This window comes from Pseudomonas sp. GW821-FHT01D09 (assembly GCF_059422465.1).
In genome coordinates this window covers 412257-437921 of record NZ_JBWKWY010000001.1, presented here as the reverse complement: position 1 = coordinate 437921, position 25665 = coordinate 412257, and the positions used below count along the sequence as shown (strand labels likewise).

Below are 25665 nucleotides of genomic sequence, written 5' to 3'. Positions count from 1 at the left end.
GGGGTCAGTCCTTCTGGTCGCGCAGCACATTGCCCGAGGCGCCGTCGATGCGTACTTCATAGACCACACCGTCAGCCTTGCGGCCTTTGACTTCCCAGTAGCCATTGTCGTCCGCTTCGGCCTGGTAGACCTCAATGTAACCGGCCTTGGTCTTGGCGGTTTCGATGGCTTTTTCGATGGTGATCCAGCCGGCTCCTGGCTTGTCGGCCAGGGCGGCTCCGGCGCCGAGCAAGGTGGCAGTGGCAAGCATGGCAGTGAGGGTTTTCTTCAGCATGTTCTTACTCCGTTAGCGAGAATGACTTACAGATCCAGATTTTTAGGGTGTTTGCAGGCTGAATTAGTTCCACATTGATGCTCATACGCCATGATGGCGGTTCTCGGCACCCTGCCGGGAAGGTTAGAATGTAGGAAATCAGGAAGCACCAATGACCGAACAGCCCCTTTCAGAAGCCGACTATGACGCAATCACCGATGCCGCTGCGCACTGGTGTATGCGCCTGCACGCTTTTGATTGCACGGCGGCCGAGCGCCAGGCGTTTGAACAGTGGCACGATGCGCATCCCCTGCATGCCTTTGAATATGCGGCCATGCTGGAAGTCTGGGAGGTGGCCGACCATTTGCCGCGCAGCAGCGAAACGGCCCCGCCGCTAGCGCAAGTCACACCGCCCCGCCGCTGGCGTACCTATGCCGTGGCCGCCGCCATCTCGTTGCTGGCTCTGCCTCTGGCCGCCTTCACCGGCTGGGAAGCGGGTTGGCTGCCCAGTTCCTATGAACATTACGACGCCACCAGTGGCCTGCGCCAAGTGACACTGGCCGATGGCAGCGAAGTGGAGCTGAACCTGGGCACCGAGCTGGTCTACAGCAACTATAAGCATGAACGCCGGGCCACCCTGAAAAAAGGTGAGGCGTTCTTCAACGTCAGCCATGACCGTGAACACCCGTTCGTGCTCCACGTCGGCGCGGGGCAGATCCGGGTGACCGGCACCCAGTTCAACGTCTGGAAGTACGACGATCAGGTGCGGGTCATGTTGCTGGAAGGCTCGGTGAAGATCAGCAGCGATGCCAGCCACAGCGGCCTGAGCCTGACACCCGGCATGCAGGCCAGTTACAACCGGGGTGATGCGCAACCGCAGTTGCAGGCGTTCTCCCCCCATGACCCGGCGCTGGCCTGGCGTCGGGGCAAGTTGATCCTCGACAACCTGGCGCTGGTGGATGCCTTGCCGCTGATCAACCGCTACCTGAGCAAACCGGTGATGCTGGCCGATACCGGTACCGGCAACATCCGTATTGGCGGGATCTACGATATCCATGAAGTCACCCACCTGGTGTCCTCCCTGCCCAAGGTCCTGCCGGTCTACCTGACCCAGAACCAGGATGGCAACACCGTGCTCAACGCGATACCGCGTAAAACGCCCAAGACCTGAGCGACGCAAAGACAGCGCCTTGGGCAGTACCGGGCGCGACCTCTGTGCGCGTCGCAATGTCCACTTTTGAAACACCCCTCCCTGCGCAACGCCCCTGTGGCGGCGGATTCATCGGTTCGTCATCAAGAGTGTTGCATGGCTGAAACAGGCCAGGTGCTGGTCATTGGGTAGCGCCCTGTTTCATGCCTGATACACCGGGGCCTACGTCCGGCCTGCCAAAAACCCCAACTCATTGAAAAATAAAACAATATAAAAAGCGGCACAGCTTCTGCTCTATGCCTTGCAGCGCTGTTTAGGGTCAGCGCCACAAAACAAGGAATGATGCCGTGGCAACTCTCAATCAAGGCTCGCTGAGCCTGCTGCTGATCAGCTGTGTACTCAGCGCCAGTGTGAGCGTGCCGGCCCTGGCCGAAAACGGCGTGATCGTCACCGGGCGCAACGTCCAAGGCCATATGGCCGGGCGTTCCTCCTTCGGCCCGGACCCTTATCCCTCTACGGCCAATGCCAATCCTGGCACGCAGATTCTGCGCGCCACGGCTAACGGCGAACTCAACGATAACGACTTCGCCGGGGTCAGCAGCGGGTCAAGCATCACACGCTCCATCCTGCCCAATGGCACCCTCCCCGGTTTGAGCACCACCCATGGCAGCAGCGCCTCCGGTTTGGGTGCCGGCGCGGCGGCGGGCCATAGCGGCGGTAGCAGCCTGGGCGGACAGATCAGCGGGACGATCCAGCGTGGTATGGCCCCTCTGAACAACCTCGGCAGCCTGATGGGAGGCCAGAAATGAAGCACGCATGGCTGATCCTCGCCCTCCTCGGCTGCACCAGCGCGCTGGCCGACAGTAACAATCATGCGCTGATCGACAGTTCCGGCCAGCAGTACAGCGGCGTCGCCTCTGTCAATCAGGCCGCCGGCAACCAGCAACAACAGATTAATAGCCGCGCAATCACGGTGGGCGGCCAAGCCACTGACGCACTGGTGCAGCGGCTCGACGGCAAGGTCGACCCGGCCCTGAATGCCAGTGCAGCGATCCAGGGCTCATCGTTCAGCAACGGCAACGGTGTACTGGGCGTCAACCAGTCGGCCGGGGCCAACAACCAGGCAATCAATGCCGTGCGGATCAGTATCAACCCTGGCCCGCAAAGCATCGATGACAGCGTCCTGTCGCAACAGAACATGACGCTGCTACCAGACTCCCGATCCGCCTCTACCACTGGCAGCCGCCAGGTCGTGACCAGCGACCAGGCCTTCACCGGCAGCCGTGGAGTGGTACAGGTGAATCAGAGTGCAGGGGTGGGGAACCGTGTGGCTAACACCCTGGGTATCACGATCAAGTAAGCGCTTGATCGGTGTTTGCAAGACCGTACCAACACTTAACCAACCAATTAGAAGCAAGGAGATACACCATGAAACCTACAATGGCTCTCAAACCACTGGTTTTTGCTCTGGCTGCGCTCATGGCTGTTGCTGCACAGGCTGATAGTGATAAGTGGAAACCAACCCCTAAACCTACAGGTACAGTCGCTGCAGTTGTGGACAGCACTCAACTGAGCAAAGACAACAAGTTCGACGACACCAAAACCAAGAACGATGCCTCGGCCAACAAATCGCTGAACAACAGCGACGGTAACCTGGGGGCCAACGTCGCGGCAGGCAGTGGCAACCAACAAAGCAACAGCACTAGCATCGCCAGCAGTGCGGCTAAAGACGCCCTTGAGGTCTTTGCCGCGGCCATCACTGATCAAACCTCCAAGAGCAACAAATTTGACAACAAAGGCACGCAAAACGACGCTTCGTTGAACAACTCGGCCAACAACAGTTCGGGTAACGTGGGTGTCAGCGTCACTGCCGGTCAAGGCAACCAGCAGGCCAACAGCACGGCTATCGTGACTGCTGACGGTAAAAATATTGGCGCCGTGGCCGCTACCGGCCAGGAATCGCTGAACAACACCTTCCTCAACACCGCATCGGCCGGCAAAGGCTACGGCAACTGGGGCAAGACCTATGTTACCAACGATGCTTCTTTGAACAACTCGGGCAACAATGCTTCCGGCAACATCGGCATCAACGTGTCTGCGGGCTCTGGCAACCAGCAATCCAACTCCCTGTCCCTGGGCAGCGGTTGCACCCAGTGCGCAGCGGGCAGCGGCGTACGCTTCTGACCTGACGCAGAGGGCCTTGGCAACAAGGCCCTTTTTTATTCCCGTGTCCAACAGGTCATTCGATCATGCGCCTCGCGACCTTGTGCCTGCTGTTAATGCTCACCGGCCCCTCCTGGGCAGGGCAAATGGCGATTTCCGCCATGCCTGGCGGTGCGCTGGTCTTCAAGAAAGTCGAGAGCATCCGCGAGCGGCGGTTCGCCAACTTGGTGGAACAAAAAACCGATTTCAGCTGCGGGGCCGCAGCACTGGCCACCATCCTGCGCCAGGGTTACTGGCTGGATGTCGATGAGGAACACGTCATCAAGGGCATGTTGGTCAACGCCGACCAGGACCTGGTACGCACCCAGGGCTTTTCCATGCTGGATATGAAGCGCTACCTCGAAAGCATCGGCATGCGGGCCCGGGGTTACAAGATCGGGCCGGACACCCTGACCACGGTGAAGATCCCGGTGGTGGTGCTCTTGGATATCCGTGGCTACAAGCACTTTGTGGTGATGCAACGTGCCGAGAAAGACTGGATCTATATCGGCGACCCGGTACTGGGCAACAAGCGTTACTCGCGGGACGATTTCCTCGCCGGATGGAATGGCATCGTGTTCGCCGTGCTCGGTGAAGGCTACGACAAGGCCAACGCCCTGCTCGACCCGCCGATACCGTTGACCGCCAAGAGCAAAATGAACGAGTTCCGGCCCGTGGGCGATGCCGAGCTGATGGACTTCGGTTTCATCCAGAGCGACTTCTTCTAGAAGCGCCATCAGGAGCAGGAAGCTCCAGGAGCAGATGATGAACACTTACCGTTGGCTGACGGTCCTGTGCCTGGCAGCCTCAATGCCCGCTTATGCAGCTTCGGCGTTCAAGCCGATTGAAATGAATGACGCGGAACTGGCCCAACTGCGCGGCCGTTTCGTGATGCCGGGGCGGATTGTCAGCTTCGGTATCGTGATGAGCACCACCTGGACCAACGCCGCCGGTGATACCAGCACCGTCAAGGCCAACATGCAGATCGACGCCTCCACCATCACGCCGCAGTTCTACGTGCAGACCACCGGGGAAACCGGCAAGGGCGGCGACCGCCCCACGGGCACCGGCACGGTCATCGGCGGCTCCGGGCTGGGTACCGGCAGCGGCGTGACACAAACCGTCCGCGCCGCTGGCGATGGCAATACCGCCTATAACAACGTCGGGATCAATGTCAGTGAAAACGGCCTGGCGCCCGCCAATCTGGTGCAGTCGGGCCAGGTACTGGTCGCCGGTGGTTCTATCTCCGGCAATAGCGCCGCCGGCAAAGTCAGTGTCTCGGCCAATAACGGCGGCCTGCAGATGGCGATCCAGGCCAACCATAATCAGGGTAGCGCCGTACAGCAAATCGGCGGCGGTAATGTTCTGCAAGGCACAATTTTGCAAGGCAACAGTAACTTCGTAAACAACATGACCCAACTCAATGTCGTGCTGGGTAATAACGGTCTAAACAACGTGGCTTTGAACTGTAATCTGGATCAACTCAAGGGCCTACGCACGCTCGGTTATTGAACTACGCTGACCCTCGACACTTACGCATTAGAAAAGGACGGCTTATTTCATGCATCGAACGTTATCGCTACGCGCCGTTGTTTGTTTAAGTACGATCTTGCCAGCGAGTTTGTTGTACGCAGCGCCAGACGCCGATATCGAAACCCTCAAACAGGAACTTCTGGAACTCAAGCAACGCTATGAAGTACAACAAAAAGCCCTGGCGGTCCTGGAACAACGGGTACGCCAGGTAGAAGACCAGCCCGCGACACCTGCGCCCAAGCGCCTGGCCAAGTCGCCAGCCGACTTCAAGCAAAGTGGCAGTACCGTGGCCGCCGGCGGCAGCTCCTATGGGCAGGCGCTCAAGGATGATTCGGCCCCGGCACAAAGTGTCAGCAACCTCTATAACGAGGCCAGCGGCTTCTTCGGCAATGGCAAGTTCAGCGTTGAGACGGGCATTACTTACGCCCGCTACGATGCCCGGCAATTGACCCTCAATGGCTTCCTGGCGCTGGACTCGATCTTCCTGGGCAATATCAACCTGGACCGCATCAAGGCCGATAACTGGACCCTGGACCTGACGGGCCGCTATAACGTCGATAACCGTTGGCAGTTCGATGTCAACGTGCCGGTGGTGTACCGCGAATCGACCTATCAGTCCGGTGGCGCAAATGGCGGCTCGGGCACGGCAACTTCCGAGGAATCGGTCAGCCGCGATCCCACCATCGGCGATGTCAACTTCGGGATTGCCTACAAGTTCCTCGACGAGTCGGCGACGATGCCCGATGCCGTGGTGTCGGTACGGGTCAAGGCGCCAACCGGCAAGGAACCGTTCGGGATCAAACTGGTGCGCTCGCCCTCCAATACCAATCTCTATGTGCCGGAGAACTTGCCGACCGGCAACGGCGTCTGGTCGATTACCCCGGGGATCTCCCTGGTCAAGACTTTCGATCCGGCGGTGCTGTTCGGCTCACTCTCCTACACCCACAACTTCGAGGACTCGTTTGACGACATCAGTTCGACGGTCAACGAAAAAGTCGGCGGCAAGGTCCGCCTGGGCGACAGCTTCCAGTTCGGGGTTGGCGTGGCGTTTGCCTTGAACGAGCGTATGAGTATGTCGTTCTCGGTGTCTGACTTGATCCAGCGCAAGAGCAAGCTCAAGCCCGACAATGGCGATTGGCAGTCGATTGTGTCCAGTGACGCCAATGCCGGCTATTTCAACGTCGGCATGACCATCGCCGCCAGCGAAAACCTGACGATTGTGCCCAACCTGGCCATCGGCATGACGGATGACGCGCCGGACTTTACCTTCAGCCTGAAATTCCCGTACTACTTCTAAAAGCAAGAGAAGGAAAAGCCCCGCCGCGATAAGGGTCGCGACGGGGCTTTTTTACCCGCCCTAGCGGATCTGGTGTTTGTGCAGCAACCGGTAGAAGGTGGGCCGGGACACCCCCAGCACCCGGGCGGCGACACTCAGGTTGTCGCTATGCCGGTTCAGCACATCGCACAGCGCCTGGCGTTCGGCGCGGTGCTTGTAGTCTTCCAGTGTCGCCATGGGCAGCACGATGGCCTGCCGGCTTTGCAAGCCCAGGTCGGCCGCTTCGATCTGTCGCCCTTCGGCCAGTACCAGGCCGCGCCGTACCCGGTTGGCCAGCTCGCGTACATTACCCGGCCAGGCATGCTTGCCCATGGCGATCAGGGCATCCTCGCTGAAGCTGCGCGGGCGGCGCCCGGTCTCATGGCTGTAGAACCTGGAAAAATGATTGGCCAACATGCCCACATCGCCATGGCGCTCACGCAGCGGCGCGGTCATCACTTGCAGGACATTGAGCCGGTAGTACAAGTCTTCGCGGAAGGCGCCCTTCTCGATGGCGGCTTCCAGGTCGACGTGGGTCGCGGCCAGTACCCGCACATCCACAGGGATCGGCTGGCTGCCGCCGACGCGCTCGATGTGTTTTTCCTGGAGAAAGCGCAACAGGTTGGCTTGCAACTCCAGCGGCAGGTCGCCGATTTCATCGAGGAACAAGGTGCCGCCATTGGCCGCCTCGATGCGCCCGATCTTGCGTTGATGGGCGCCGGTAAAGGCGCCCTTTTCATGGCCAAACAGTTCGGACTGGATCAAGTGTTCTGGAATAGCCCCGCAGTTGATCGCCACAAAAGGCTTGGCGTGGCGCTGGGATTGGCGGTGCAAGGTCTTGGCCACCAACTCCTTGCCAGTGCCGCTGTCGCCACGGATCAAAATCGGCGACTCGGTAGGCGCCAGTTTCGCCAACAATTTGCGCAGCTCGCGGATCGGCCGGCTATCACCCAACAGCTCATGTTCCGGCGCATTCACCTGGGCCGCGCCTTTGCCTCGCAGCCTCGCCATGCCAAAGGCACGCCCCAGGGTGACCTGAACCCGCGACACGTCGAACGGCAAGGTATGGAAGTCAAAAAACCATTCACACACAAAGTCGCCGACATTCTGCAAACGCAACATTTCGGGGCTGAGCACAGCGATCCATTCCGTGCCGCTGCGACTGATCAGCTCCTTGACCGCTTCGGGGCGCTGCAGGTGAAAAGGCTGCAGGCGCAACAAGCCGACGTCACAGGTCCGCTCACCCAGCGCCTCCAGGGCACAGCTGTCGGTATCCCAGCCAGCCGCCCGCAAACCAGGCAATAACTGGTGGCAATCATCACAGGGGTCGACCACAAGCAAGCGACGCAGGGTTGGTGTAACAACCATGACTGTTCCTTGGCGTCAAAATCATTAAAGTTATTAAGAAACAACAGTTTGGACGAGCTGCTCATAACCCTAGCAAGATCTTGACACTCCCCTTGTATCGTTTCGCGATAAAACCATCACCGATACAGCATTTGGCGATCAGCCCCCCCTCAATGCACGCTACTTCAATCTTTCATGCACCTTTCAAAATCGCGCCTTACATGACGTTAATCACGAAAAGTTGAATTTTCTTGCTCTAACATGTGACCCGTACCCTGTCATCGTGCATCAGTACAGGTACTAGCCGAACGGTAAGCCCAACCGACGGCACATCTTTTGATTGGGCACTTAGAGAGAAGACCCCATGAACGCCCCGCTCCGTATCAACGAAGCTCTTTTGATCGCAGACCGTGCTTTCCAACCCTTTCACTGCGTGGCCTGGGCCCCACAAGACGGGACTGGCGAACTGAGCCTGACCGTGATTGACCGCACCGAAAAGCGCATCGGGCGCAAACAGATTCCTTGCAGCACTTATTCCGATCCAAAACAATTGGAAACCCTGCTGCTGCAAGCCCGCGCCGAACTCAATGGCGAAGGTTATCAACTTCAATCCTGGGCAATGCCCAAGTAAGTTAATGCAGCCACTGCGACATACCGTCGCTTCTTAATATTGGCTGCAACTTGTTAAGACGACTAAACCCGTGGCGCGTGAGTTCGACCCTCGCCACGGGTTTTGCATGCCTGACACTTTGGTTTCGCTCTTCTTTATATAGCCGCCAGGCCATGTTCACTTGATCTTCCGGTGAGCATCGGGCACTTTGCGCGCTTCTCGCCCCCAGGAGCACCCCATGTCCGGTTCAATGGCCCAGGCCTTCGCCCATAACTTCCTTGGGTACTCGCCCCGTTGGTACAAGGCCAGCATCCTCGCGTTCCTGATCCTCAACCCCCTGGTGCTCTGGGCTTTCGGCCCGGTCGCGGCCGGCTGGCTGCTGGTGGCGCAGTTTATTTTCACCCTGGCCATGGCGCTGCACTGCTACCCACTGATGCCCGGCGGCCTGTTGATGGTCGAAGCGCTGTTGCTGCGCATGACCACGCCCCAGGCACTGTACGACGAGCTGCTGCATAACTTCCCGGTGATCCTGTTGCTGATGTTTATGGTGGCCGGCATCTACTTTATGAAGGACTTGCTGCTATTTCTGTTTTCACGCCTGCTGCTGGGCGTACGCTCCAAGGCGCTGTTGGGGCTGATGTTCTGCTTCTTGTCGGCTTTCCTGTCGGCCTTTCTCGATGCCTTGACCGTCACTGCGGTGATTATCAGTGCCGCCGTGGGCTTCTATTCGGTGTATCACCGGGTGGCTTCAGGCAATGATCCACGCCAGGACAGCGCGTACAGCGACGACCATCACCTGCCCACCTTGCACCACGCCGACCTGGAGCAATTTCGCGCCTTCCTGCGCAGCCTGTTGATGCACGGCGCCGTCGGCACTGCCCTGGGGGGCGTGTGTACCCTGGTGGGCGAACCGCAGAACCTGTTGATCGGCCACGAAATGGGCTGGAACTTCAGCCAGTTCTTCCAACAGATTGCCCCGGTCTCGCTGCCAGTGCTGGCGGCGGGCCTGGTTACCTGCGTGCTGCTGGAAAAGCTGCGCTGGTTTGGCTACGGCACCCTGCTGCCGGACAACGTGCGCCAGGTACTGGCCAACTACGCCCGTGAAGACAACGCCGAGCGTACCCCGCGCCAGCGGGCGGCGCTGATTGTCCAAGGCCTGGCCGCACTGATCCTGATCGCCGGCCTGGCCTTTCATATCGCCGAGGTGGGCTTGATCGGCCTGCTGGTGATCGTGCTGATCACCGCCTTCACCGGGATTACCGAAGAGCACCGCATCGGCAACGCCTTCAAGGACGCCCTGCCCTTTACCGCCTTGCTGGTGGTGTTTTTTGCGGTGGTCGCGGTGATTCATGACCAACAGCTATTTACCCCGCTGATCCAGTGGGTGCTGGCCCTGCCCGCCGAACAGCAACCGGGCATGCTGTTTATTGCCAACGGCCTGCTGTCAGCCATCAGCGATAACGTGTTCGTGGCAACGATCTATATCACCGAAGTCAAGCAGGCGTTTGTATCCGGCCATATGAGCCGCGAGCATTTCGAGACCCTGGCCATTGCGATCAACACCGGGACCAACCTGCCCAGCGTGGCGACACCCAATGGCCAGGCGGCGTTCCTGTTTTTGCTGACGTCGGCGATTGCGCCGCTGATCCGCCTGTCCTACGGGCGCATGGTGTGGATGGCGCTGCCGTACACCGTGGTGATGGGCGTACTGGGCTGGTACGCGGTCAGTTACTGGCTGTGAAGGATAAACCGCTCAATCGCTTGGGCCGCGCCGTCCTCGACATTGCTGGCGGTAACCACATCGGCCTGACGCTTGACCACCTCTTCGGCCTGGCCCATGGCAATCGATAACCCGGCCACCTGGAACATCGCCGGGTCATTGCCGCCATCGCCGATAGCTGCCGTCTGCTCCAGCGCCACCCCAAGGTGAGCGGCCAGGGTTTTCAGGGCATCGCCCTTGTTGGCCTGCATCGCCGTGATATCGAGATAGACCGGCTGCGACCGCGACACCTGGGCCAGACCCGCGACCTTGGGCTGCAACTGGGCCTCCAGCTCAACCAGCAACGCCGCATTGGTGCTGGCCGCGACGATCTTGTCGATCCGCCCCAGGACCGGCTCGAAACTCTCCACCACCACTGGCGCATATCCCAAGCCGTGCTGCTCCCGGGGCACCATGGGGCCCGTGGGGTCTCGCAGCAGCCAGTCGCCATCGGCAAACACCCAGATTTCCACCTCTGGCTGATCGCTTAACAGCGCCAAGGCGATCAACGCCGCCTCTGCGGGCAAATGGTGCGCAACCAGGATGCTGCCATCGGGGTTGACCAAGGTGCCGCCATTGAACCCTGCCGTGGGCACATCGACGCCCAGGGCTTCGATCTGCTGCAGCATGGCCCTGGGCGGCCGCCCGGTGGCCAGGCTGAAAAACACCCCGGCCTCGCGCAATGCCCGCACCGCATCAATAGTGCGCTGGCTCAAACTGTGATCGGGCAACAGCAAGGTGCCGTCCATATCACTCAATACAAAACGGATGGGTTGGATCGCGTCTTCACTCATCCGAGGCGATGCCAGGCGCGGCCATCGCGGGCCAGTAGCTCATCGGCCGCCGCCGGGCCGTCTTCGCCGGCCTTGTAGGCCTGGATCCCGTCGTCTGCCTGCCAGGCATCGAGAAACGGTTGCACCGCACGCCAGCCGTTTTCGATGTTGTCCGCGCGCTGGAACAGCGTCTGGTCACCGGTCAGGCAGTCGTAGATCAGGGTTTCGTAGCCGGTGGAAGGCTGCATCTCGAAGAAGTCCTTGTAGGCAAACCCCAGCTGGATGTTGGCCATGTCCAGGGTCGGCCCGGGCTTTTTCGCCAGCAGGTCGAACCACATGCCCTCATTGGGCTGGATCTGGATCTTCAGGTACGTCGGCTTGACTTCATCGACCTCGGTGTCGCGGAACTGCGCATAGGGCGCCGGCTTGAAGCAGATGACGATTTCGGTGTCGCGCACGCTCATGCGCTTGCCGGTGCGCAGGTAGAACGGCACGCCGACCCAGCGCCAGTTATCGATCATCACCTTCAGTGCCACAAAGGTCTCGGTGCTGCTGTCCGGGGCCACATTGGCTTCTTCCCGGTAGCCCGGCAGCGCCTTGCCGCCGATCTCGCCGGCGGTGTACTGGCCACGCACCGAGTTGGCCCGCGCATCTTCCGGCGACCAGGGGCGCACGGCCCCGATCACCTTGGCCTTCTCGCCACGCACCGCGTCGGCGCCAAAGGCCGCCGGCGGCTCCATGGCAATCATCGCCAGCAACTGGAACAGGTGGTTGGGCACCATATCGCGCAGGGTGCCGGTGTTTTCAAAGAAACTGCCCCGGGTTTCCACACCGACCGTTTCCGCAGCGGTGATCTGCACGTGGTCGATGTAGTGGTTGTTCCAGAACGCCTCGAACAACACGTTGGAGAAACGGCTGATCAGAATGTTCTGCACCGTTTCCTTGCCCAGGTAATGGTCGATCCGGTAGATCTGCTTCTCGCTCATGACCTTGAGCAGGCAGGCGTTCAGGGCCTCGGCCGTGGCCAGGTCGGAGCCAAATGGCTTTTCGATCACCACGCGGCGGAAAGCCTCGGGGCTTTCCTCCAGCAGGTTGGCCCGCCCCAGGCGCTGCACCACTTCACTGAAGAAGCGCGGCGCGGTAGCCAGGTAGAACACTGCGTTGCCGGTGCCGCTGTCGGCGATTTTGCGGGCGATGTCGGCATAAGTGCCGTCATCCAGAAAGTCGCCCTGCACGTAGCTGATGCCCTTGGCCAACTGGGCCCACAAGCGTGGGTCCAGTGCATGTTCGGCATTGCCCTTGACCTTGCTCGCTGCTTCGCTGCGGATGAAGTCTTCGAGTTTCTTGGCGAAGTCGGCATCGCTGATAGCGTTGTGATCCACCCCGACAATCCGCAGGCCCTCGCCCAGCAGGCCATCGCGACTGAGGTTGTACAGCGCCGGCATCAGCAGGCGCTTGACCAGGTCGCCATGGGCGCCAAACAGGAACAAGGTAGTGGGTGGAGCGGGTTCGGCCTTGGGTTTCTTGCCGTTGACCGTCATTTTTTGGAAGTCTCCACATGGCCGCCGAAGCCAAAGCGCATGGCCGACAGCAGTTTGTCACCGTAAGTGCTTTGCTGGCGCGAGCGGAAGCGGGCGAACAACGAGTTGGACAGCACCGGCACCGGCACCGATTGCTCCATGGCCGCTTCGATGGTCCAGCGCCCTTCGCCGCTGTCAGCCACGGAGCCTGAGTAACCGTCGAGCTTGGGGTCGGTCGCCAGGGCATCGGCGGTGAGGTCCAGCAGCCAGGAAGAGACGACGCTGCCGCGACGCCAGACTTCGGCGATATCCGCCACGTTCAGGTCGAAGCGCTGTTCTGGCGGCAGGTTTTCCGAATTCTTGGTCTTGAGGATGTCAAAACCTTCGGCAAAGGCCTGCATCATGCCGTATTCGATGCCGTTGTGGATCATCTTCACAAAATGCCCGGAGCCGGCCGGGCCCGCGTGGATGTAGCCACGCTCGGCACGGTCGTCGGTGGCGGTGCGGTCCTTGGTGCGCGGGATATCGCCCAGGCCCGGGGCCAGGGTGGCGAAGATCGGGTCCAGGTGCCTGACGGTCTCGGCGTCGCCGCCAATCATCATGCAGTAACCGCGTTCCAGGCCCCACACGCCACCGGAGGTGCCGACATCGATGTAGTGCAGGCCTTTTTCCGCCAGGGCCTTGCCGCGACGCACGTCATCCTTATAGAAGGTGTTGCCGCCGTCGATGATCACATCGCCGGGTTCCATCAGTTCGCTCAGGTCGTTGATCGTGGTTTCGGTGGGCTCGCCCGCCGGCAACATGACCCAGACGGCCCGTGGTTTTTGCAGGCCGGCGACCAGGGCGGCCAGATCGGTAACACCGGTCGCGCCCTCGTCGCTCAAGCCTTTGACGAATGCTTCATTGCGGTCGTAGACCACGGTGGTATGCCCATTGAGCATCAAGCGGCGCGCAATATTCCCGCCCATGCGGCCTAGTCCGATAATCCCCAGTTGCATGTATTGATGCTCCCAACTACAAAATAAAAAATGTGTGACACAGTTTATAGCGCAATGACCCATTAGTCCGGCGCCAATCGCACAAGTTTCATCACAAAAATGGCCATCGTTTCACCATTACTGGCTGAAAAGTCACAGCGACCTTGAAAAATAAAAAAGTTCCCTTGCACAGAAAAAGAAATCAGAATTGCCCCTGACTCCTGCCGAGGGCCTCGATTCAAGCGCTCTGGTACCGCGATACACCGGCTATTTGCGAGGTAAGCAATGCGCACTGCACAGATGACACGCCCGCCACAGACCCTTTACGTCACCGTCCGCCGCGACGAGCTGCGCCAGTTGAAAGACGAGCGTGAGCAGTTGCAGCAGGAAGTCATCCGCCTGCGTGCGCAATTGCAGGCCCAGCTCACGAATCAAGCCATCACCTGCTAAGCCCCTGGTCCAACTCACAAACTTTTCACCAGCCCTTCCCGATAATCCCCCGCCAGAACGCCGCCTCACGCATGGGCGTTGGCGACCGGGACAATTATTGGGTTGGAGCGCTGCATGGCGATGTTCAAACGCAGCACGAAGTCTGCAAAAGGGTTTGATTGGGCCGGCCTTGGCTGGATGTTCCTGTTTTTCTGGTATTTCTCCGGCATTACTCAACTGCTGATCCAACTGACCGGCACCTCCGGCTTCAGTGGGTTCCGCCAGGCGTTCTTCATGAGCGCGCTGTGGTTGGCGCCGATGCTCCTGTTCCCGCGCCGCGCCCGGCTGCTCGCCGCGTTGATCGGTGTGGTGCTGTGGGCCTGTTCCATGGCCAGCCTGGGCTATTTCTTTATCTACCAGCAGGAGTTTTCCCAGAGCGTCATCTTCATCATGTTCGAGTCGAACATCTCTGAAGCCGGCGAATACGCCACCCAATACTTTGCCTGGTGGATCGTGCTGGCCTTCATTGCCCACACCGCCCTGGCCATTTTCCTCTGGACCCGCGTGCGCCCGGTCTATCTGCCCAAGGCCCGGGCGATGGTCGCGGCGACGGTCATTGTGCTGGCGATTGTCGGCTACCCGCTGGTCAAGCAGATCGCCACCAACGACACCCTGGAGCGGGCCATCGATGGGTTTGAAACCCGTGTCGAACCTGCCGTGCCGTGGCAGATGATCGTCGCCTATCGCCGCTACACCCAACAGTTGAACAACATGCAGGGCATGCTCGACAACGTCAGCAAGATCCCGCCCCTGAGCAACTTCAAGGACAGCATGGCCGGCCAGCCGTCGACCCTGGTGCTGGTGATCGGCGAGTCTACCAACCGCCAGCGCATGAGCCTCTACGGCTACCCGCGCAAGACTACCCCGGAGCTGGACAAGCTGCGTGACCAACTGGACGTGTTCGACAACGTCATCACCCCGCGCCCCTACACCATCGAGGCGCTGCAACAGGTGCTGACCTTTGCCGACGAAGAGCACCCGGACCTGTATCTCAAGACCCCGTCCATCGTCAGCATGATGAAACAGGCCGGCTACAAGACCTTCTGGATCACCAACCAACAGACCATGACCAAGCGCAACACCATGCTCACCACGTTCTCCGAACAGGCCGACGAGCAGGTGTACCTCAACAACAACCGCAACCAGAACGCCCGCCAGTACGATGGCGACGTGCTGGAGCCGTTCACCAAGGCCCTCGCCGACAAGGCCGAGCGCAAGCTGATCGTGGTGCACCTGCTGGGTACCCACATGAGCTATCAGTACCGTTATCCACCAAGCTTCGACACCTTTACCGACCGCCAGGGTGTCCCGGACGGCGTGAACGACGACCAGTTGCCCACCTACAACAGCTATGACAATGCGGTGCTGTACAACGACTTCGTGGTGTCGAGCCTGATCAAGGACTACGCCAAGACCGACCCCAACGGTTTCCTGCTGTACCTCTCCGACCACGGCGAGGATGTGTTCGACTCGGCCGGCCACGGCACCCTGGGTCGTAACGAGGGCAAGCCGACGGCGCCGATGTACACCATCCCCTTCATGACTTGGGCCTCGCCGAAGTGGCGCGCCACCCACGACTGGAATATGCAGGGCGATGTGCAACGGCCTTACAGCAGCTCGCAGTTGATTCACACCTGGGCTGACCTCGCCGGCTTGAGCTTCGACGAGCTGGACCGCAGCCGCAGCTTGGTCAGCGACAGCTTCAAGCCACGGCCGCTGCTGATTGGCGATCCCTACCAGCGTCCGCAAAAGGCCCTGATCGACTTCAGCCTGATCAAGCCCAAGGCCAGCACTGTGCCGGCCAACGTCGTCGTGCAGTAGTGTTTGAAGGCTCGGATTTCAGGCGTGCAACGCGCTGGAATCCGAGCTCAATAGCCGCTTCAACCCTGCAAGCACCCCGTTAACGCCCATTTAATAAGCTTCCTACAGACTCTTCCCTTAAATCTGATCAGGGACGGTGCAGATACCGATCACTTTTAATGGGAGTACATGCAATGAAACTTTCAACCTTGATGCTTGCCGGCCTGATGAGCCTGACTTCCGTGGCCGCCTTCGCCGAAGGTGGCTCGGAGCGCGTGAAGGAGTATTTCAACGACTTCAGTTTCAGCCAGAAGCAAATCCACGACGATGCCGAACACACGGCGTCGGTCGATACCAAGGATGCCAAATCCGGTTCTGTCGAACAGGCGCAGGACACTGAACAACCCAAGAGCTGATGCCCTACTGATCGTTCCCACGCTCCGCGTGGGAATGGCTCCTGGGACGCTCCGCGTCCCGCTCTCAAGGGCAAACGCAGAGCGTCCAGGGCGGCATTCCCACGCGGAGCGTGGGAACGATCACGATCAGGCAGGCGTAATTAGAGGGCTTTGCTCCAGAACAACATGCGGCCATGGGCCGGGTCGAAGATCGAGTCATCAAACCCGAACTTGCGATACGACGCCTGCGCCACTGGATTACCCTCCAGCACTTCCAGGGTGATCTTGCAGCAACCCCGCTGGCGGGCGATTTCCTCGACCTTCTGCAGCATTTTCTGGCTCAGGCCCAGACCGCGGAACGGCTCCTTGACCACCACATCATGCACATTGACCAGCGGCCGGCAGGCGAAGGTCGAAAACCCCTCGAAACAGTTCACCAGCCCGGCCGGCTCCCCGCCGACAAAGGCCAGCACACTGAAGGCATGGGCGCGCTTGGCCAGCTCTGCCGGCAATTGTTGCAGCAGGTCGGCGGACAAGCCGTGGCCGCCGCCCATGGGGTCTTGTGCATAGTGATTGAGCAACAGGCCAATGGCCTCGGCATGTACAGGGTTGCTGTAGCTGGCTTGCAGCACCAATATTTCTGCGGCTTCCATTTCCTTCCTCGATAACGGCCCGGCAGGGATGAGCTCCCCGCAAAAGCTCGATTGTAAGCGCGGTGTAGGCATTAGATGAAGGAGATTAGCTACAAGTTGGCGCGGGAAAAGGTCAACAGGCCGCCGGTTGCGCCCATGACCCGCCAGTCATCGTTGGTCAAAACGTTGCAACTGCATCTCCTGCAGGCGACTGAGGGTGCGGCGGAACGCAAAGGCCAGATAACCCTCGGTGTAGAGCGCGGCCAGAGGCACCTTGGCTTCGATGGATAATGGCACCTTACGGTCGTAACACTCATCGACCAGGGCGATAAAGCGCCGCACACTGTCATCGTGCACGGACAACGCCGGCAACTCACGGTCGCCCGCCTCCACGCGCCGGGCACCATCCTCGGTGCCGCGGGCAATCCGTCCGGGACGTGTCGAAGCACTCAAACCGGGCACTTCGCCGAGTAAAATGGCGCGATAACGATCACATAGCTGCATGAAATCCATGGCCGCCAGTGGCTGCTCGCACAGGTCGGCGTAGCGGCACCACAGGATGGTTTCGCTGGACTGCACCGTGACAATCACCCGCGAGCCGACGATCACCGGTTCACTGCTGCGGGCCTGGCCCTGGCTCAACTCCTCAAAGACCCTGGCCAGCGCCTCGGGTTGGTCCACCCAATAGCGCTGCACGGCGGTGCCCGGGTGCAAACGGTGATCCTCCCGGCCGTCGACCGCCACCACCTGCATATGCGCCTGGATCGCCGCGATGGCCGGCATAAAGCGCTCGCGGTTGAAACCATCGGCGTACAACTGCCCCGGCGGCTGGTTGGACGTGCAGACCATCACCACCCCTTCGTCGAACATCACCTGGAACAGGCGCCCGAGGATGATCGCATCGCCAATATCATTGACGAACAGTTCGTCGAAACACAGCACCCGCACCTCCCTGGCCAATTCACGGGCCAGGGCTCGCAACGGGTCGGGAGTGCCGGTCAGCTGGAACGAGCGCTGGTGGACCCAGCCCATGAAGTGATGAAAGTGCTGGCGTCGCGCAGGCACCCGCAGGCTCTGGTAGAACTGGTCCATCAGCCAGGTCTTGCCACGGCCCACCGGCCCCCAGAGATAAACCCCGGTGACCGGCGCACTGGCAGCTCGATGCAACGCCTCATGGCACACCTGCAAAGCGTTTACCGCCTGGCGTTGCGCAGCGTCGGCCACAAAACCATTGGCCAGGGCCTGTTGGTAGGCGACCAGTGGTGAGTCCGTCGTCATGCGAGGCTTTTGCTGACCACCTCGAACACATCGCTGGACAGCTCGCCCGAACCGCGGATGCGTTCCAGCTCAGCCTTCATCAATGCCTGACGGGCGCTGTCGTATTTGCGCCAGCGGGTCAGTGGCGCCAACTGCCGCGAGGCAATCTGCGGGTTGAAGGCATTCAGCTCGATGACCAGGTCCGCCAGGAAGCGATAACCCGAGCCATCGGCGGCGTGGAAGTTGATCAGGTTCTGCCCGGCGAAGGCCCCCACCAACGCACGCACCTTGTTCGGGTTCTTGATAGTGAACGCCGGGTGCTGCATCAGCGCCTTGACCCGCGCCAGCCCGCCCGGCAACACGCTGGCGGCCTGGACGCTGAACCATTGGTCCATGACCAGCGGGTTGTCCTTGAAGTTCTCGGCAAACACTTGCAGGGCCTTGGCCTTCTCGGCCTCGAACGGCGAGTTGACCAGCACCGCCAATGCCGTCAGGCGTTCGGTCATGTTGTCGCACGCGTCGAACTGTTCCAGGGTGGCGGCCAGCACTTCTGGCTTGCCGCTGAGCATCAAGTACGACAGCGCGATGTTCTGCAGGGCGCGACGGGCGAAGTGCTCGGCCGTGGCCACGTAAGGTGTGCGGCGCGACAGGTCGCGGTTGGCCTGGTAGCGCAGCCACAGGGCCTCGAACAACAGGTCGGCCAACTGCTTGCGCGCAAACTCGCGGGCGGCGTGGATCGCATCGACATCCGCCACTTCGCTGATTTCGGTGAGGTAGGCTTCGCCCGGCAACGACAACATTTCCGCGACCATGGCCTGGTCCAGGCTGTCGTCGCTCAACACGCTGCGCAATGCATTGACCAGCCGTTGATCCAGCACCAGGGCCTGGCCCTGCTGGTGTTGGCTGATCAGGTCCTGCAACACCTGCACCGCCAGTTGCTGGCCCGCCTCCCAGCGATTGAAACCGTCGCTGTCGTGCTGCATCAGGAACATCAACTGGTCACGGCTGTAGGGGAAGCTCAGCTTCACCGGCGCCGAGAAGCCCCGCAGCAGCGATGGCAATGGCTGTTCAGCGATATCAACGAAGGTGAACGTCTGCTCGGCTTCCGTCACCGACAATACCCGCGAGGTGCCCTGCGCCGCCGCTTCACCGGCCAGGCGCAACGGCAGGTCGGCACCATTGGCATCCAGCAGGCCCAGGGCCACGGGAATCACGAACGGCAGCTTTTCTACGTTGTCCGGGGTTTGCGGGCAGCTCTGACGGAAAGTCAGGCTGTAGGTCTTGGCCGCGGCATCGTAGGACTCGGTGACGGCCAACCGTGGCGTACCGGCCTGGCTGTACCAGCGCTTGAACTGGGTCAGGTCGGCGCCGTTGGCATCTTCCATGGCCTTGATAAAGTCGTCACAGGTCACGGCCTGGCCGTCGTGGCGCTCAAAGTACAGGTCGCTGCCTTTGCGGAAACCTTCGGCGCCGAGCAAGGTGTGGATCATGCCGACTACTTCCGAACCCTTTTCGTACACGGTCAGGGTGTAGAAATTGGAAATCTCGATAAAGCTGTCCGGGCGCACCGCGTGGGCCATGGGCCCGGCATCTTCGGCGAATTGGTGGGTGCGCAGGTAGGCCACATCCTGGATCCGCTTGACGGTAGCCGAGTTCATGTCGGCGGAGAAGTGTGAGTCACGGAATACCGTAAAGCCTTCCTTGAGCGACAGCTGGAACCAGTCGCGGCAGGTCACGCGGTTGCCCGACCAGTTGTGGAAGTACTCGTGGGCGACGATGGCCTCGACCCGCTGGTGCGCAGCGTCGGTCGCGGTCTCGGCGCGAGCCAGCACGGCGCTGGAGTTGAAGATATTCAGGCCCTTGTTTTCCATGGCGCCCATATTGAAGTCGTTGACCGCGACGATCATGAAGATATCCAGGTCGTATTCGCGACCGTAGACCTCTTCATCCCAACGCATGGACTTCTTCAGGCTGTTCATGGCGTGCTGGCACTTGTCGATGTTTTCCGGCTCGACATAGATGCGCAGCGCCACGGTGCGCTGGCTCATGGTGGTGAAGGTGTCTTCGACGCACCACAGGTCACCGGCCACCAGGGCAAACAGGTAGGCCGGCTTCTTGAACGGGTCTTCCCAAGTCGCCCAGTGCCGGCCATCTTCGCCGGGGCCGCTGGCAATCGGGTTGCCGTTGGACAGCAGTACCGGATAGCTGTGCTGCTCGGCGATCACCGTGGTGGTGAACGTGCTCATCACGTCCGGGCGGTCCAGGTAGTAGGTGATCTTGCGAAAGCCCTCGGCCTCGCATTGGGTGCAGAACATGCCGCCGGACTTGTACAGGCCTTCCAGGGCGGTGTTGGTTTGCGGGTGGATGCGCACGCTGGTATCGACCGTAAAGGTGTCGCTGGTCGGGTGCAGGGTCAGGTGGCTGTCAGTCAACTGGTAGTCGGCGACGCTCAGCTCCCGGTCGCCCAGGGTCACGCTCAACAGCTCCAGTTGCTGGCCGTCCAGTACCAATGGCGGCAAGCCGGCGCCGCGCTCGGGATTGCGGCGCATCACCAGCTGCGCGTGGACCAGGCTATGGTCCTCGAACAACTCGAAGGTCAGGTGGGTCTCGTCGATCAGGTACTCGGGCGCCTGATAGTCCTTCAGGTAAATCATCTTCGGTTGTTCGGTGCACATGCGTGAAATCCTTCTACTGATGCACGGCGAGCTGGTAAGCCGTGTATTTACGAATATTGATAACGCCGGTATCGAAGATCAGGTATTGGCCCTTGACCCCCAGCAGCGTGCCTTCGGCAATCGGGTTCTTGTCCAGGTTGAAACTGACGATCTTGGCCGGATAATGCTCCACCGGGTAGCGGATTTCGAGGGGCTCGATATCGGTTACCGGTTGGATGGCCTGCAAGCCAAAGCGTTCCTGCAATTGCAACAGGCCGTCGGCGCAGGAGACGAACAACTCGTCGCGCACCTGCGCAAGGTCCACCGCCACGGCATCGCCCTTGAGCAAGGCACGCCAGTTGGTCTTGTCGGCGACCTGGCTGCGCAGTACATCCTCGACGAAGCCCGATTGCTGGCGTGTGGCCACGCGCATGATCGGCAATGCCTGGCTCGCGCCCTGGTCCAGCCAGCGCGTGGGCAACTGGCTGGCGCGGGTGATGCCGACCTTGATCCCCGACGAGTTCGCCAGGTACACCACATGGTCGGTCATGCAGAATTTTTCGCCCCAGGCCGGGTCGCGGCAGGTGCCGGCATCGAAATGGCAGCGCTCGGGGCTCATGATGCACAGGTCACACTGGGCCAGCTTGGTCATGCACGGGTAGCAATAGCCCTGGCTGAAGCTGGTCTTGGTCTTGCGTCCGCAATGGGTGCAGTGGATCGCACCGAGGTATTCCAGGCGTATATGAGTGCCAATCAACGGGTTGACCGGCACCTCGCTGTCGCCCAGGCGAAAAGCGTATTGGACGGTCGGCGAACCCAGTTGCGCCGACATCTTGCTGACTGCACCACGGCCAATCTCAATCAATGGATGGCATCCGACTTGAACAGGATGTTTTCCACCGGGGTCGACTTCGATTGGCATTCCTGCGGGCCCATATAACCAGTGCGCTGGTCCTCCGGCAGGTTCTGCAGTTCCCAGGCGATCATCGCCTGCAACGACAGCTCGCGCTGTTCGGCAGTGAGCTTGCGGCCGTCGGACCATTTGCCGATTTCCACGGCGAGCTTGAGGCTCTGGTAGATATCCGGGGTGATGTTTTCGATCATTTCAGCAAAAGAGGACATAAGACTCTTCCTTAAAGAATGGGCAGAGATTCAAGCATGACGTTTATGGCGGCTGTACAACCCGCCGAGCAAACCGGTGATACAACCTGCCACCAGGCCGCCGACATGGGCCGCATTGGCGATTTCGCCGAAGCCGATCATCGAGACCAGGCCCGACAGGCACAGCACCAGCCACACCAGCATCATCACCAAGACGCCGCGCGGCAGGCGATACGTCGGGTTGGGCGCGAGCATCTGGTAGATCCAGCAATGGCCCAACAGGCCGTACAGCACGCCGGACAAACCACCGAACAGGCCCGGCCCGCCAAAGGTGTATTGCGCGTAATTGGATGCCAGGCTGAACAGCAGGGTCAGGCCCAGCAGGTTGATACTGCCCTGGCGCGCCTCGATCCGCCGCCCCAGCTCCCAGTACCACATGCCATTCATGGCCAGGTGCAGGATGCCGAAGTGGATCAGCATCGGCGTCACCAGCCGCCACCACTGCCCCGCCGCCAGACTATCGGCCAGGGGCGTGAAGTACAGGTATTCACCGGCCACATGGAAATTGAGGAACGTCAGCCAGCTCATGGCTTGCAGGTTGTCGCCGAGCATCGTAACCGCACCGACGATCAGGCTCAGCAGCAACACACCGGCGGTCAGCGGGCTGTGGCGCAATTGCTGGAGAAAACCTGCCCGCTTGGTGACCTGCGCCTGGGGAATCTCCAGCTGCTGGTCCGGGTCACCGGCCGGGAAACGCTGATACAGGCTGCGCACGTCCTCGCTGATGGCTTCGGGCGCCCACAGCACCTGCTCGCCGGCTTCCTCGCTGACACGATGGGGCACTTGCATGCGCTGCAACAGTTTGACGAAGCCCGCCAGGTCCACATTCAGCGGCAGGCGTAAAACGGCCACGCTACTCATGAAATCACCTCGGGGCGCTCGACATCGACCCACACGAACTTGTTCGGGTCGAGGCGGGTTTCCTGGTCCAAGCGATAGGCCACCAGCTTGCCATAGAGCACTGCGCTGTAGTCCAGGCAGGCCAGGTTCGGGCGCAGCGGCGCCGGTTTGCCGCTGCGCCAGTAGTGGCCGACAAACAGCAAGGGCTCATCGACGCCATAGCGCAGCAGGGCGTTTTTCTCGATCGAAGACAACGGCATGCGGGCCACCGGATCGGGCAAGGCATCGGGCTGGAACACGATATCGCCGTAGGTCTTCGGGTCGTCTTCCCAGAACTTGGTGCGGAAGAACGAACGGGTCAGGCCATCGCCACCGGTCAGCGTCAGGCCATCCGGCAGGCGCATATCGGTGCCGCGCAGCAGGCGGTCGAAGGCGTTGCAGGCAAAACTGCCGGGCACGGCGGCGGCCTGCAAGAAATGCTCGTCGATGCAGCCGTCGGGGAATTGCCCGCGCAACGGCTCGATCAGCCCCCCATCCCAGCAGGCATGCACCACGCGGAAACGCCCGGCATCGACAAACAACGGCATGTCGTAGAACCAGGCGAGGAAGTCGTGCCAGTCGCCAGGATGGTGCTCGAACTGGGTCAGGGTCTCGTGGAGCAACCGCGCATGGCGTGGCGTATGTTCGCGCACGTACTGCTTGCCACTGCCCGGCGGCGCCAGGGTGCTCCAGCCCAGGGCGTTGAACTCATGGTTGCCCATGATGCACAGCGCCTGGCCGGCCTCGACCATGTCATGGACGATATGCAGCGCCTCGCGGATCCGTGGCCCCCGGTCGATGATATCGCCAAGGAACACCGCCATGCGGGAAGGATGGCGCCAGGTGCCGCCCTGCTTGTGGTAACCCATCTGGTCGAGCAGGTGCTCAAGGGTATGAGCGCAACCGTGCACGTCCCCAATCAGGTCGTAGCTACGCGCGGGATCGAGCATCAGTCGCCTCCACCCCCCAAGCGGCTGCCCCAGCCCAGCTTGGTGCGACACACTTCGTAGTAGTTGTGATCCAGCGGGTGGATCAACCGCAGCTTCTGTGCCTTTTTACTCACGGTGATGGTGTCACCGGGGGCGCAAGTAAAGTGGTTCTGCCCGTCACAGGAGACTTGCGGGTAGATCTGCATGTCTTTGGAGACCACGATTTTCAGCTCACTGTTGCCATCGACCACAATCGGCCGGCTCGACAACATATGGGGGTACATCGGCACGATCACAATGGCATCGAGCTTGGGATGCATGATCGGCCCGCCCGCCGACAGCGCATAGGCCGTGGAGCCGGTGGGGGTGGCGACGATCAGGCCGTCGGCCTTCTGGCTACAGACGAACTGGCCGTCGATATACAGCTCGAACTCGATCATCCGTGTCGACTTGCCGGGGTGCAGCACCACATCGTTGAGGGCATCGCCCTGGCCAATGGCTTCGCCATGGCGGCGCACTTCGGCTTGCAGCAGGAAGCGGTTTTCCACCAGGTAGTGGCCGTCCAGCACCTTGGCCACTTCGACTTCCAGGTCATCGGGGCGGATATCGGTGAGGAACCCCAGGCTGCCCCGGTTGATCCCCAGCACCGGCACGTTATGCCGCGCCAGGGCCCGGGCCGCACCCAGCAGGCTGCCGTCGCCGCCGACCACAATCACCATGTCGCAGACTTCACCGAGCATTTTGCGCGATGAGGTTTGCAGGCCGTGGCCCGGCAGAATCTCGGCGATGGTGTCTTCGAGGATCACATGCAGGTGGCGCTCAAGCAGAAACTTTTTCAGCCGGCGGACCGTGTCCAGAACCTGGGTACTGCCCAGGCGACCGATGATGCCGATATTGCGAAATTGCTCCATGGGGCTCCTGCAGGGTTTGGGTCTGGCAAAAAAGAACGATTATGGGCGAAAGGCCGCATTAGACAAAATCCTTTGTCGCCGCAGGGCCAGACAACAACGGTTCTCAACACCCACCACGGTCCCGCAGCGAGTAGGAAACAGCTATGCTCGGACCATGAATCCGTTTCCCGACCTGCACCATTTGCCCCGTCAATTACGTCATCCCGAGGTGCGGGACCTGGCGTGGGTGATCCTCGCCCCGCCGATGCTGGAACAAACCCCTTGGCCGCAACGCCACCCCCTGGCCGGCAGCGACTGGGTGCAGCAACCTGCGGCACTGGAGCAATGGCTGCGGCAACTGGACCAGGACAGCAGCCCCCTGCTGCATTGGCTGAGCCTGGCGCGTACCCGGCGCCTGGGCCTGTATTACGAACGTCTGTGGCAGTTTGCCGTGCAGCATGCCCCGGGGGTGGAGTTGCTGGCGGCCAACCTGCCGATCCGCCAGGCCGGGCACACCCTGGGTGAGCTGGATATGCTGCTGCGCGACCGGGATGGCGTGCATCACCTGGAACTGGCGATCAAGCTCTACCTGGGCCCGCAAGAGGGCGACGGCCGTGATACCGCGCAATGGCTGGGCCCCGGTTGTCACGACCGCCTGGACCGCAAGCTGGCCCATCTGGCCGACCATCAACTGCCCATCTCGGCGAGCGCGCAAAGCCGGCAGATGCTGGCGGCCCTGGATATTAGGGATTTCACCGCCCATCTGTGGCTCGGCGGCTACCTGCTGTACCCCTGGCCCGGCGAGGCCGAACCGCCCCTCGGCGCCCATCCACAGCATTTGCGTGGGAGCTGGTTGCATCAGCGCGATTGGCTGGATTTTATCAATGCCAGCCCTCCGGGCCGCTGGCAACCCCTGCCCCGCCATGCCTGGCTCGCGCCGGCGCATTACCCGGCAGGGGAAATCTGGAGTGAGGAGCAGATGCAGCGCTGGCTGGCCGACCTTGATCCGATGGCGCCGGCGCAGTTGTTGGTGCGCATGATGCAGAGCGGTGGGGATTGGCAGGAAGCGGAGCGGCTGTTTCTGGTGGCGGATCTTTGGCCGAATGTACCGGGGGCTAGCTGATAGTTTTGCGGTGGGTT

General features: G+C 60.8%; 26 protein-coding genes. 13 read left to right on the top strand and 13 right to left on the bottom strand.

What is annotated here, in order from left to right:
* Positions 1-4: 4 nt before the first annotated feature.
* A complete protein-coding gene (locus AC07W7_RS02095) occupies positions 5-274 on the bottom strand; it encodes a PepSY domain-containing protein (RefSeq protein ID WP_057436705.1) in 270 nt (89 codons plus the stop codon).
* 151 nt (positions 275-425) lie between these two features.
* Here AC07W7_RS02095 and AC07W7_RS02090 point away from each other — a divergent pair, with 151 nt between their 5' ends.
* The 7 genes from AC07W7_RS02090 to fapF all read left to right on the top strand — a co-directional run bounded on the left by AC07W7_RS02090 (position 426) and on the right by fapF (position 6435).
* The gene (locus AC07W7_RS02090; protein WP_099169777.1) at positions 426-1424 is read left to right on the top strand and encodes a FecR family protein; all 999 of its coding nucleotides are present in this window, start codon (positions 426-428) and stop codon (positions 1422-1424) included.
* Positions 1425-1750: 326 nt separating this feature from the next.
* Positions 1751-2212, top strand: coding sequence for a fibril amyloid chaperone protein FapA (gene fapA, locus AC07W7_RS02085; protein WP_495038534.1), 462 nt, complete (start codon positions 1751-1753; stop codon positions 2210-2212).
* A complete protein-coding gene (gene fapB, locus AC07W7_RS02080; RefSeq protein WP_495038533.1) occupies positions 2209-2763 on the top strand; it encodes a fibril amyloid subunit FapB in 555 nt (184 codons plus the stop codon). The genes fapA and fapB overlap by 4 nt, the downstream gene beginning before the upstream one ends.
* Before the next feature lie 68 nt (positions 2764-2831).
* Positions 2832-3587 carry an amyloid-like fimbrin subunit FapC gene (gene fapC / locus AC07W7_RS02075; protein ID WP_169901467.1) on the top strand — a complete coding sequence of 252 codons (756 nt, stop codon included), beginning with the start codon at positions 2832-2834 and terminating at the stop codon, positions 3585-3587.
* Between the two features lie 65 nt (positions 3588-3652).
* Positions 3653-4333 carry a fibril amyloid maturation endopeptidase FapD gene (fapD, locus tag AC07W7_RS02070; RefSeq protein ID WP_076961056.1) on the top strand — a complete coding sequence of 227 codons (681 nt, stop codon included), beginning with the start codon at positions 3653-3655 and terminating at the stop codon, positions 4331-4333.
* Positions 4334-4370: 37 nt separating this feature from the next.
* Positions 4371-5117 carry a fibril amyloid subunit FapE gene (fapE, locus tag AC07W7_RS02065; RefSeq protein ID WP_076961057.1) on the top strand — a complete coding sequence of 249 codons (747 nt, stop codon included), beginning with the start codon at positions 4371-4373 and terminating at the stop codon, positions 5115-5117.
* A 49-nt stretch (positions 5118-5166) separates the two neighbouring features.
* Entirely contained in the window at positions 5167-6435 is a 1269-nt protein-coding gene (fapF, locus tag AC07W7_RS02060; RefSeq protein ID WP_099169773.1) for a fibril amyloid transporter FapF, read from the top strand.
* 60 nt (positions 6436-6495) lie between these two features.
* On the opposite strand, the gene AC07W7_RS02055 is transcribed toward fapF, so the two are convergent.
* Positions 6496-7821 (bottom strand): sigma-54 dependent transcriptional regulator, encoded by a 1326-nt coding sequence (locus tag AC07W7_RS02055; RefSeq protein WP_076961059.1) that lies wholly within the window; start codon positions 7819-7821, stop codon positions 6496-6498.
* A 343-nt stretch (positions 7822-8164) separates the two neighbouring features.
* Between AC07W7_RS02055 and AC07W7_RS02050 the strand changes: the two genes are divergently transcribed.
* Positions 8165-8431 carry a hypothetical protein gene (locus AC07W7_RS02050; RefSeq protein WP_029291472.1) on the top strand — a complete coding sequence of 89 codons (267 nt, stop codon included), beginning with the start codon at positions 8165-8167 and terminating at the stop codon, positions 8429-8431.
* Between the two features lie 217 nt (positions 8432-8648).
* Positions 8649-10151, top strand: a complete 1503-nt coding sequence (nhaB, locus tag AC07W7_RS02045) for a sodium/proton antiporter NhaB (protein WP_169864062.1) — start codon at positions 8649-8651, stop codon at positions 10149-10151.
* On the opposite strand, the gene AC07W7_RS02040 is transcribed toward nhaB, so the two are convergent.
* Genes AC07W7_RS02040 through gnd form a run of 3 tightly spaced genes read right to left on the bottom strand, consistent with a single transcriptional unit; the run spans position 10139 to position 13460 of the window.
* On the bottom strand, positions 10139-10963 hold the full coding sequence (locus AC07W7_RS02040) for an HAD family hydrolase (protein ID WP_495038532.1): 825 nt from the start codon (positions 10961-10963) through the stop codon (positions 10139-10141). The genes nhaB and AC07W7_RS02040 overlap by 13 nt on opposite strands.
* A complete protein-coding gene (zwf, locus tag AC07W7_RS02035) occupies positions 10960-12483 on the bottom strand; it encodes a glucose-6-phosphate dehydrogenase (RefSeq protein ID WP_495038531.1) in 1524 nt (507 codons plus the stop codon). Before zwf ends, AC07W7_RS02040 begins: the two co-directional genes overlap by 4 nt.
* Entirely contained in the window at positions 12480-13460 is a 981-nt protein-coding gene (gnd, locus tag AC07W7_RS02030) for a phosphogluconate dehydrogenase (NAD(+)-dependent, decarboxylating) (RefSeq protein WP_076961063.1), read from the bottom strand. The genes zwf and gnd overlap by 4 nt, the downstream gene beginning before the upstream one ends.
* A gap of 279 nt (positions 13461-13739) precedes the next feature.
* Here gnd and AC07W7_RS02025 point away from each other — a divergent pair, with 279 nt between their 5' ends.
* The 3 genes from AC07W7_RS02025 to AC07W7_RS02015 all read left to right on the top strand — a co-directional run bounded on the left by AC07W7_RS02025 (position 13740) and on the right by AC07W7_RS02015 (position 16144).
* Positions 13740-13889, top strand: a complete 150-nt coding sequence (locus AC07W7_RS02025) for a DUF6026 family protein (RefSeq protein WP_222936214.1) — start codon at positions 13740-13742, stop codon at positions 13887-13889.
* Positions 13890-14003: 114 nt separating this feature from the next.
* Positions 14004-15749, top strand: coding sequence for a phosphoethanolamine transferase CptA (locus AC07W7_RS02020; protein WP_076961064.1), 1746 nt, complete (start codon positions 14004-14006; stop codon positions 15747-15749).
* Positions 15750-15922: 173 nt separating this feature from the next.
* Positions 15923-16144 carry a hypothetical protein gene (locus AC07W7_RS02015; RefSeq protein WP_495038530.1) on the top strand — a complete coding sequence of 74 codons (222 nt, stop codon included), beginning with the start codon at positions 15923-15925 and terminating at the stop codon, positions 16142-16144.
* A gap of 140 nt (positions 16145-16284) precedes the next feature.
* Here the strand turns inward: AC07W7_RS02015 and AC07W7_RS02010 are convergent, their stop codons facing one another.
* From AC07W7_RS02010 to AC07W7_RS01975, 8 genes are all read right to left on the bottom strand, one after another.
* Positions 16285-16776 carry a GNAT family N-acetyltransferase gene (locus AC07W7_RS02010; RefSeq protein WP_076961066.1) on the bottom strand — a complete coding sequence of 164 codons (492 nt, stop codon included), beginning with the start codon at positions 16774-16776 and terminating at the stop codon, positions 16285-16287.
* A 147-nt stretch (positions 16777-16923) separates the two neighbouring features.
* Positions 16924-18033, bottom strand: coding sequence for a cell division protein ZapE (zapE, locus tag AC07W7_RS02005; RefSeq protein WP_495038529.1), 1110 nt, complete (start codon positions 18031-18033; stop codon positions 16924-16926).
* Positions 18030-20687: an aminopeptidase N gene (pepN, locus tag AC07W7_RS02000; RefSeq protein ID WP_495038528.1), complete on the bottom strand. Its 2658-nt coding sequence runs from the start codon at positions 20685-20687 to the stop codon at positions 18030-18032. Before pepN ends, zapE begins: the two co-directional genes overlap by 4 nt.
* A 13-nt stretch (positions 20688-20700) precedes the next feature.
* The gene (locus AC07W7_RS01995) at positions 20701-21531 is read right to left on the bottom strand and encodes a DUF2797 domain-containing protein (protein WP_186353227.1); all 831 of its coding nucleotides are present in this window, start codon (positions 21529-21531) and stop codon (positions 20701-20703) included.
* Complete coding sequence (locus tag AC07W7_RS01990; RefSeq protein ID WP_029291449.1) at positions 21528-21788, bottom strand: YeaC family protein; 261 nt, start codon at positions 21786-21788, stop codon at positions 21528-21530. The genes AC07W7_RS01995 and AC07W7_RS01990 overlap by 4 nt, the downstream gene beginning before the upstream one ends.
* Before the next feature lie 30 nt (positions 21789-21818).
* Positions 21819-22688, bottom strand: a complete 870-nt coding sequence (locus tag AC07W7_RS01985) for a rhomboid family intramembrane serine protease (protein ID WP_495038527.1) — start codon at positions 22686-22688, stop codon at positions 21819-21821.
* On the bottom strand, positions 22685-23659 hold the full coding sequence (locus AC07W7_RS01980; protein WP_495038618.1) for a metallophosphoesterase: 975 nt from the start codon (positions 23657-23659) through the stop codon (positions 22685-22687). Before AC07W7_RS01980 ends, AC07W7_RS01985 begins: the two co-directional genes overlap by 4 nt.
* A complete protein-coding gene (locus AC07W7_RS01975; protein WP_010210870.1) occupies positions 23656-24546 on the bottom strand; it encodes an NAD(+) kinase in 891 nt (296 codons plus the stop codon). The genes AC07W7_RS01980 and AC07W7_RS01975 overlap by 4 nt, the downstream gene beginning before the upstream one ends.
* A 154-nt stretch (positions 24547-24700) precedes the next feature.
* On the opposite strand from AC07W7_RS01975, the gene AC07W7_RS01970 reads away from it, so the two are divergent.
* Positions 24701-25648: a DUF1853 family protein gene (locus AC07W7_RS01970; protein WP_495038526.1), complete on the top strand. Its 948-nt coding sequence runs from the start codon at positions 24701-24703 to the stop codon at positions 25646-25648.
* Positions 25649-25665 lie beyond the last annotated feature (17 nt).

Bases quoted from the DNA above. Each gene is read 5' to 3' on its own strand.
- pepN (WP_495038528.1), bottom strand. From the start codon at position 20,687: ATGTGCACCGAACAACCGAAGATGATTTACCTGAAGGACTATCAGGCG.
- AC07W7_RS02010 (WP_076961066.1), bottom strand. From the start codon at position 16,776: ATGGAAGCCGCAGAAATATTGGTGCTGCAAGCCAGCTACAGCAACCCT.
- AC07W7_RS02050 (WP_029291472.1), top strand. From the start codon at position 8,165: ATGAACGCCCCGCTCCGTATCAACGAAGCTCTTTTGATCGCAGACCGT.
- AC07W7_RS01975 (WP_010210870.1), bottom strand. From the start codon at position 24,546: ATGGAGCAATTTCGCAATATCGGCATCATCGGTCGCCTGGGCAGTACC.
- AC07W7_RS02015 (WP_495038530.1), top strand. From the start codon at position 15,923: ATGAAACTTTCAACCTTGATGCTTGCCGGCCTGATGAGCCTGACTTCC.
- fapD (WP_076961056.1), top strand. From the start codon at position 3,653: ATGCGCCTCGCGACCTTGTGCCTGCTGTTAATGCTCACCGGCCCCTCC.
- fapC (WP_169901467.1), top strand. From the start codon at position 2,832: ATGAAACCTACAATGGCTCTCAAACCACTGGTTTTTGCTCTGGCTGCG.
- AC07W7_RS01970 (WP_495038526.1), top strand. From the start codon at position 24,701: ATGAATCCGTTTCCCGACCTGCACCATTTGCCCCGTCAATTACGTCAT.
- zwf (WP_495038531.1), bottom strand. From the start codon at position 12,483: ATGACGGTCAACGGCAAGAAACCCAAGGCCGAACCCGCTCCACCCACT.
- zapE (WP_495038529.1), bottom strand. From the start codon at position 18,033: ATGACGACGGACTCACCACTGGTCGCCTACCAACAGGCCCTGGCCAAT.
- fapB (WP_495038533.1), top strand. From the start codon at position 2,209: ATGAAGCACGCATGGCTGATCCTCGCCCTCCTCGGCTGCACCAGCGCG.
- AC07W7_RS02020 (WP_076961064.1), top strand. From the start codon at position 14,004: ATGGCGATGTTCAAACGCAGCACGAAGTCTGCAAAAGGGTTTGATTGG.
- AC07W7_RS02090 (WP_099169777.1), top strand. From the start codon at position 426: ATGACCGAACAGCCCCTTTCAGAAGCCGACTATGACGCAATCACCGAT.
- nhaB (WP_169864062.1), top strand. From the start codon at position 8,649: ATGTCCGGTTCAATGGCCCAGGCCTTCGCCCATAACTTCCTTGGGTAC.
- AC07W7_RS02095 (WP_057436705.1), bottom strand. From the start codon at position 274: ATGCTGAAGAAAACCCTCACTGCCATGCTTGCCACTGCCACCTTGCTC.
- fapE (WP_076961057.1), top strand. From the start codon at position 4,371: ATGAACACTTACCGTTGGCTGACGGTCCTGTGCCTGGCAGCCTCAATG.
- AC07W7_RS01990 (WP_029291449.1), bottom strand. From the start codon at position 21,788: ATGTCCTCTTTTGCTGAAATGATCGAAAACATCACCCCGGATATCTAC.
- AC07W7_RS02040 (WP_495038532.1), bottom strand. From the start codon at position 10,963: ATGAGTGAAGACGCGATCCAACCCATCCGTTTTGTATTGAGTGATATG.
- AC07W7_RS02055 (WP_076961059.1), bottom strand. From the start codon at position 7,821: ATGGTTGTTACACCAACCCTGCGTCGCTTGCTTGTGGTCGACCCCTGT.
- fapF (WP_099169773.1), top strand. From the start codon at position 5,167: ATGCATCGAACGTTATCGCTACGCGCCGTTGTTTGTTTAAGTACGATC.
- AC07W7_RS01985 (WP_495038527.1), bottom strand. From the start codon at position 22,688: ATGAGTAGCGTGGCCGTTTTACGCCTGCCGCTGAATGTGGACCTGGCG.
- AC07W7_RS02025 (WP_222936214.1), top strand. From the start codon at position 13,740: ATGACACGCCCGCCACAGACCCTTTACGTCACCGTCCGCCGCGACGAG.
- gnd (WP_076961063.1), bottom strand. From the start codon at position 13,460: ATGCAACTGGGGATTATCGGACTAGGCCGCATGGGCGGGAATATTGCG.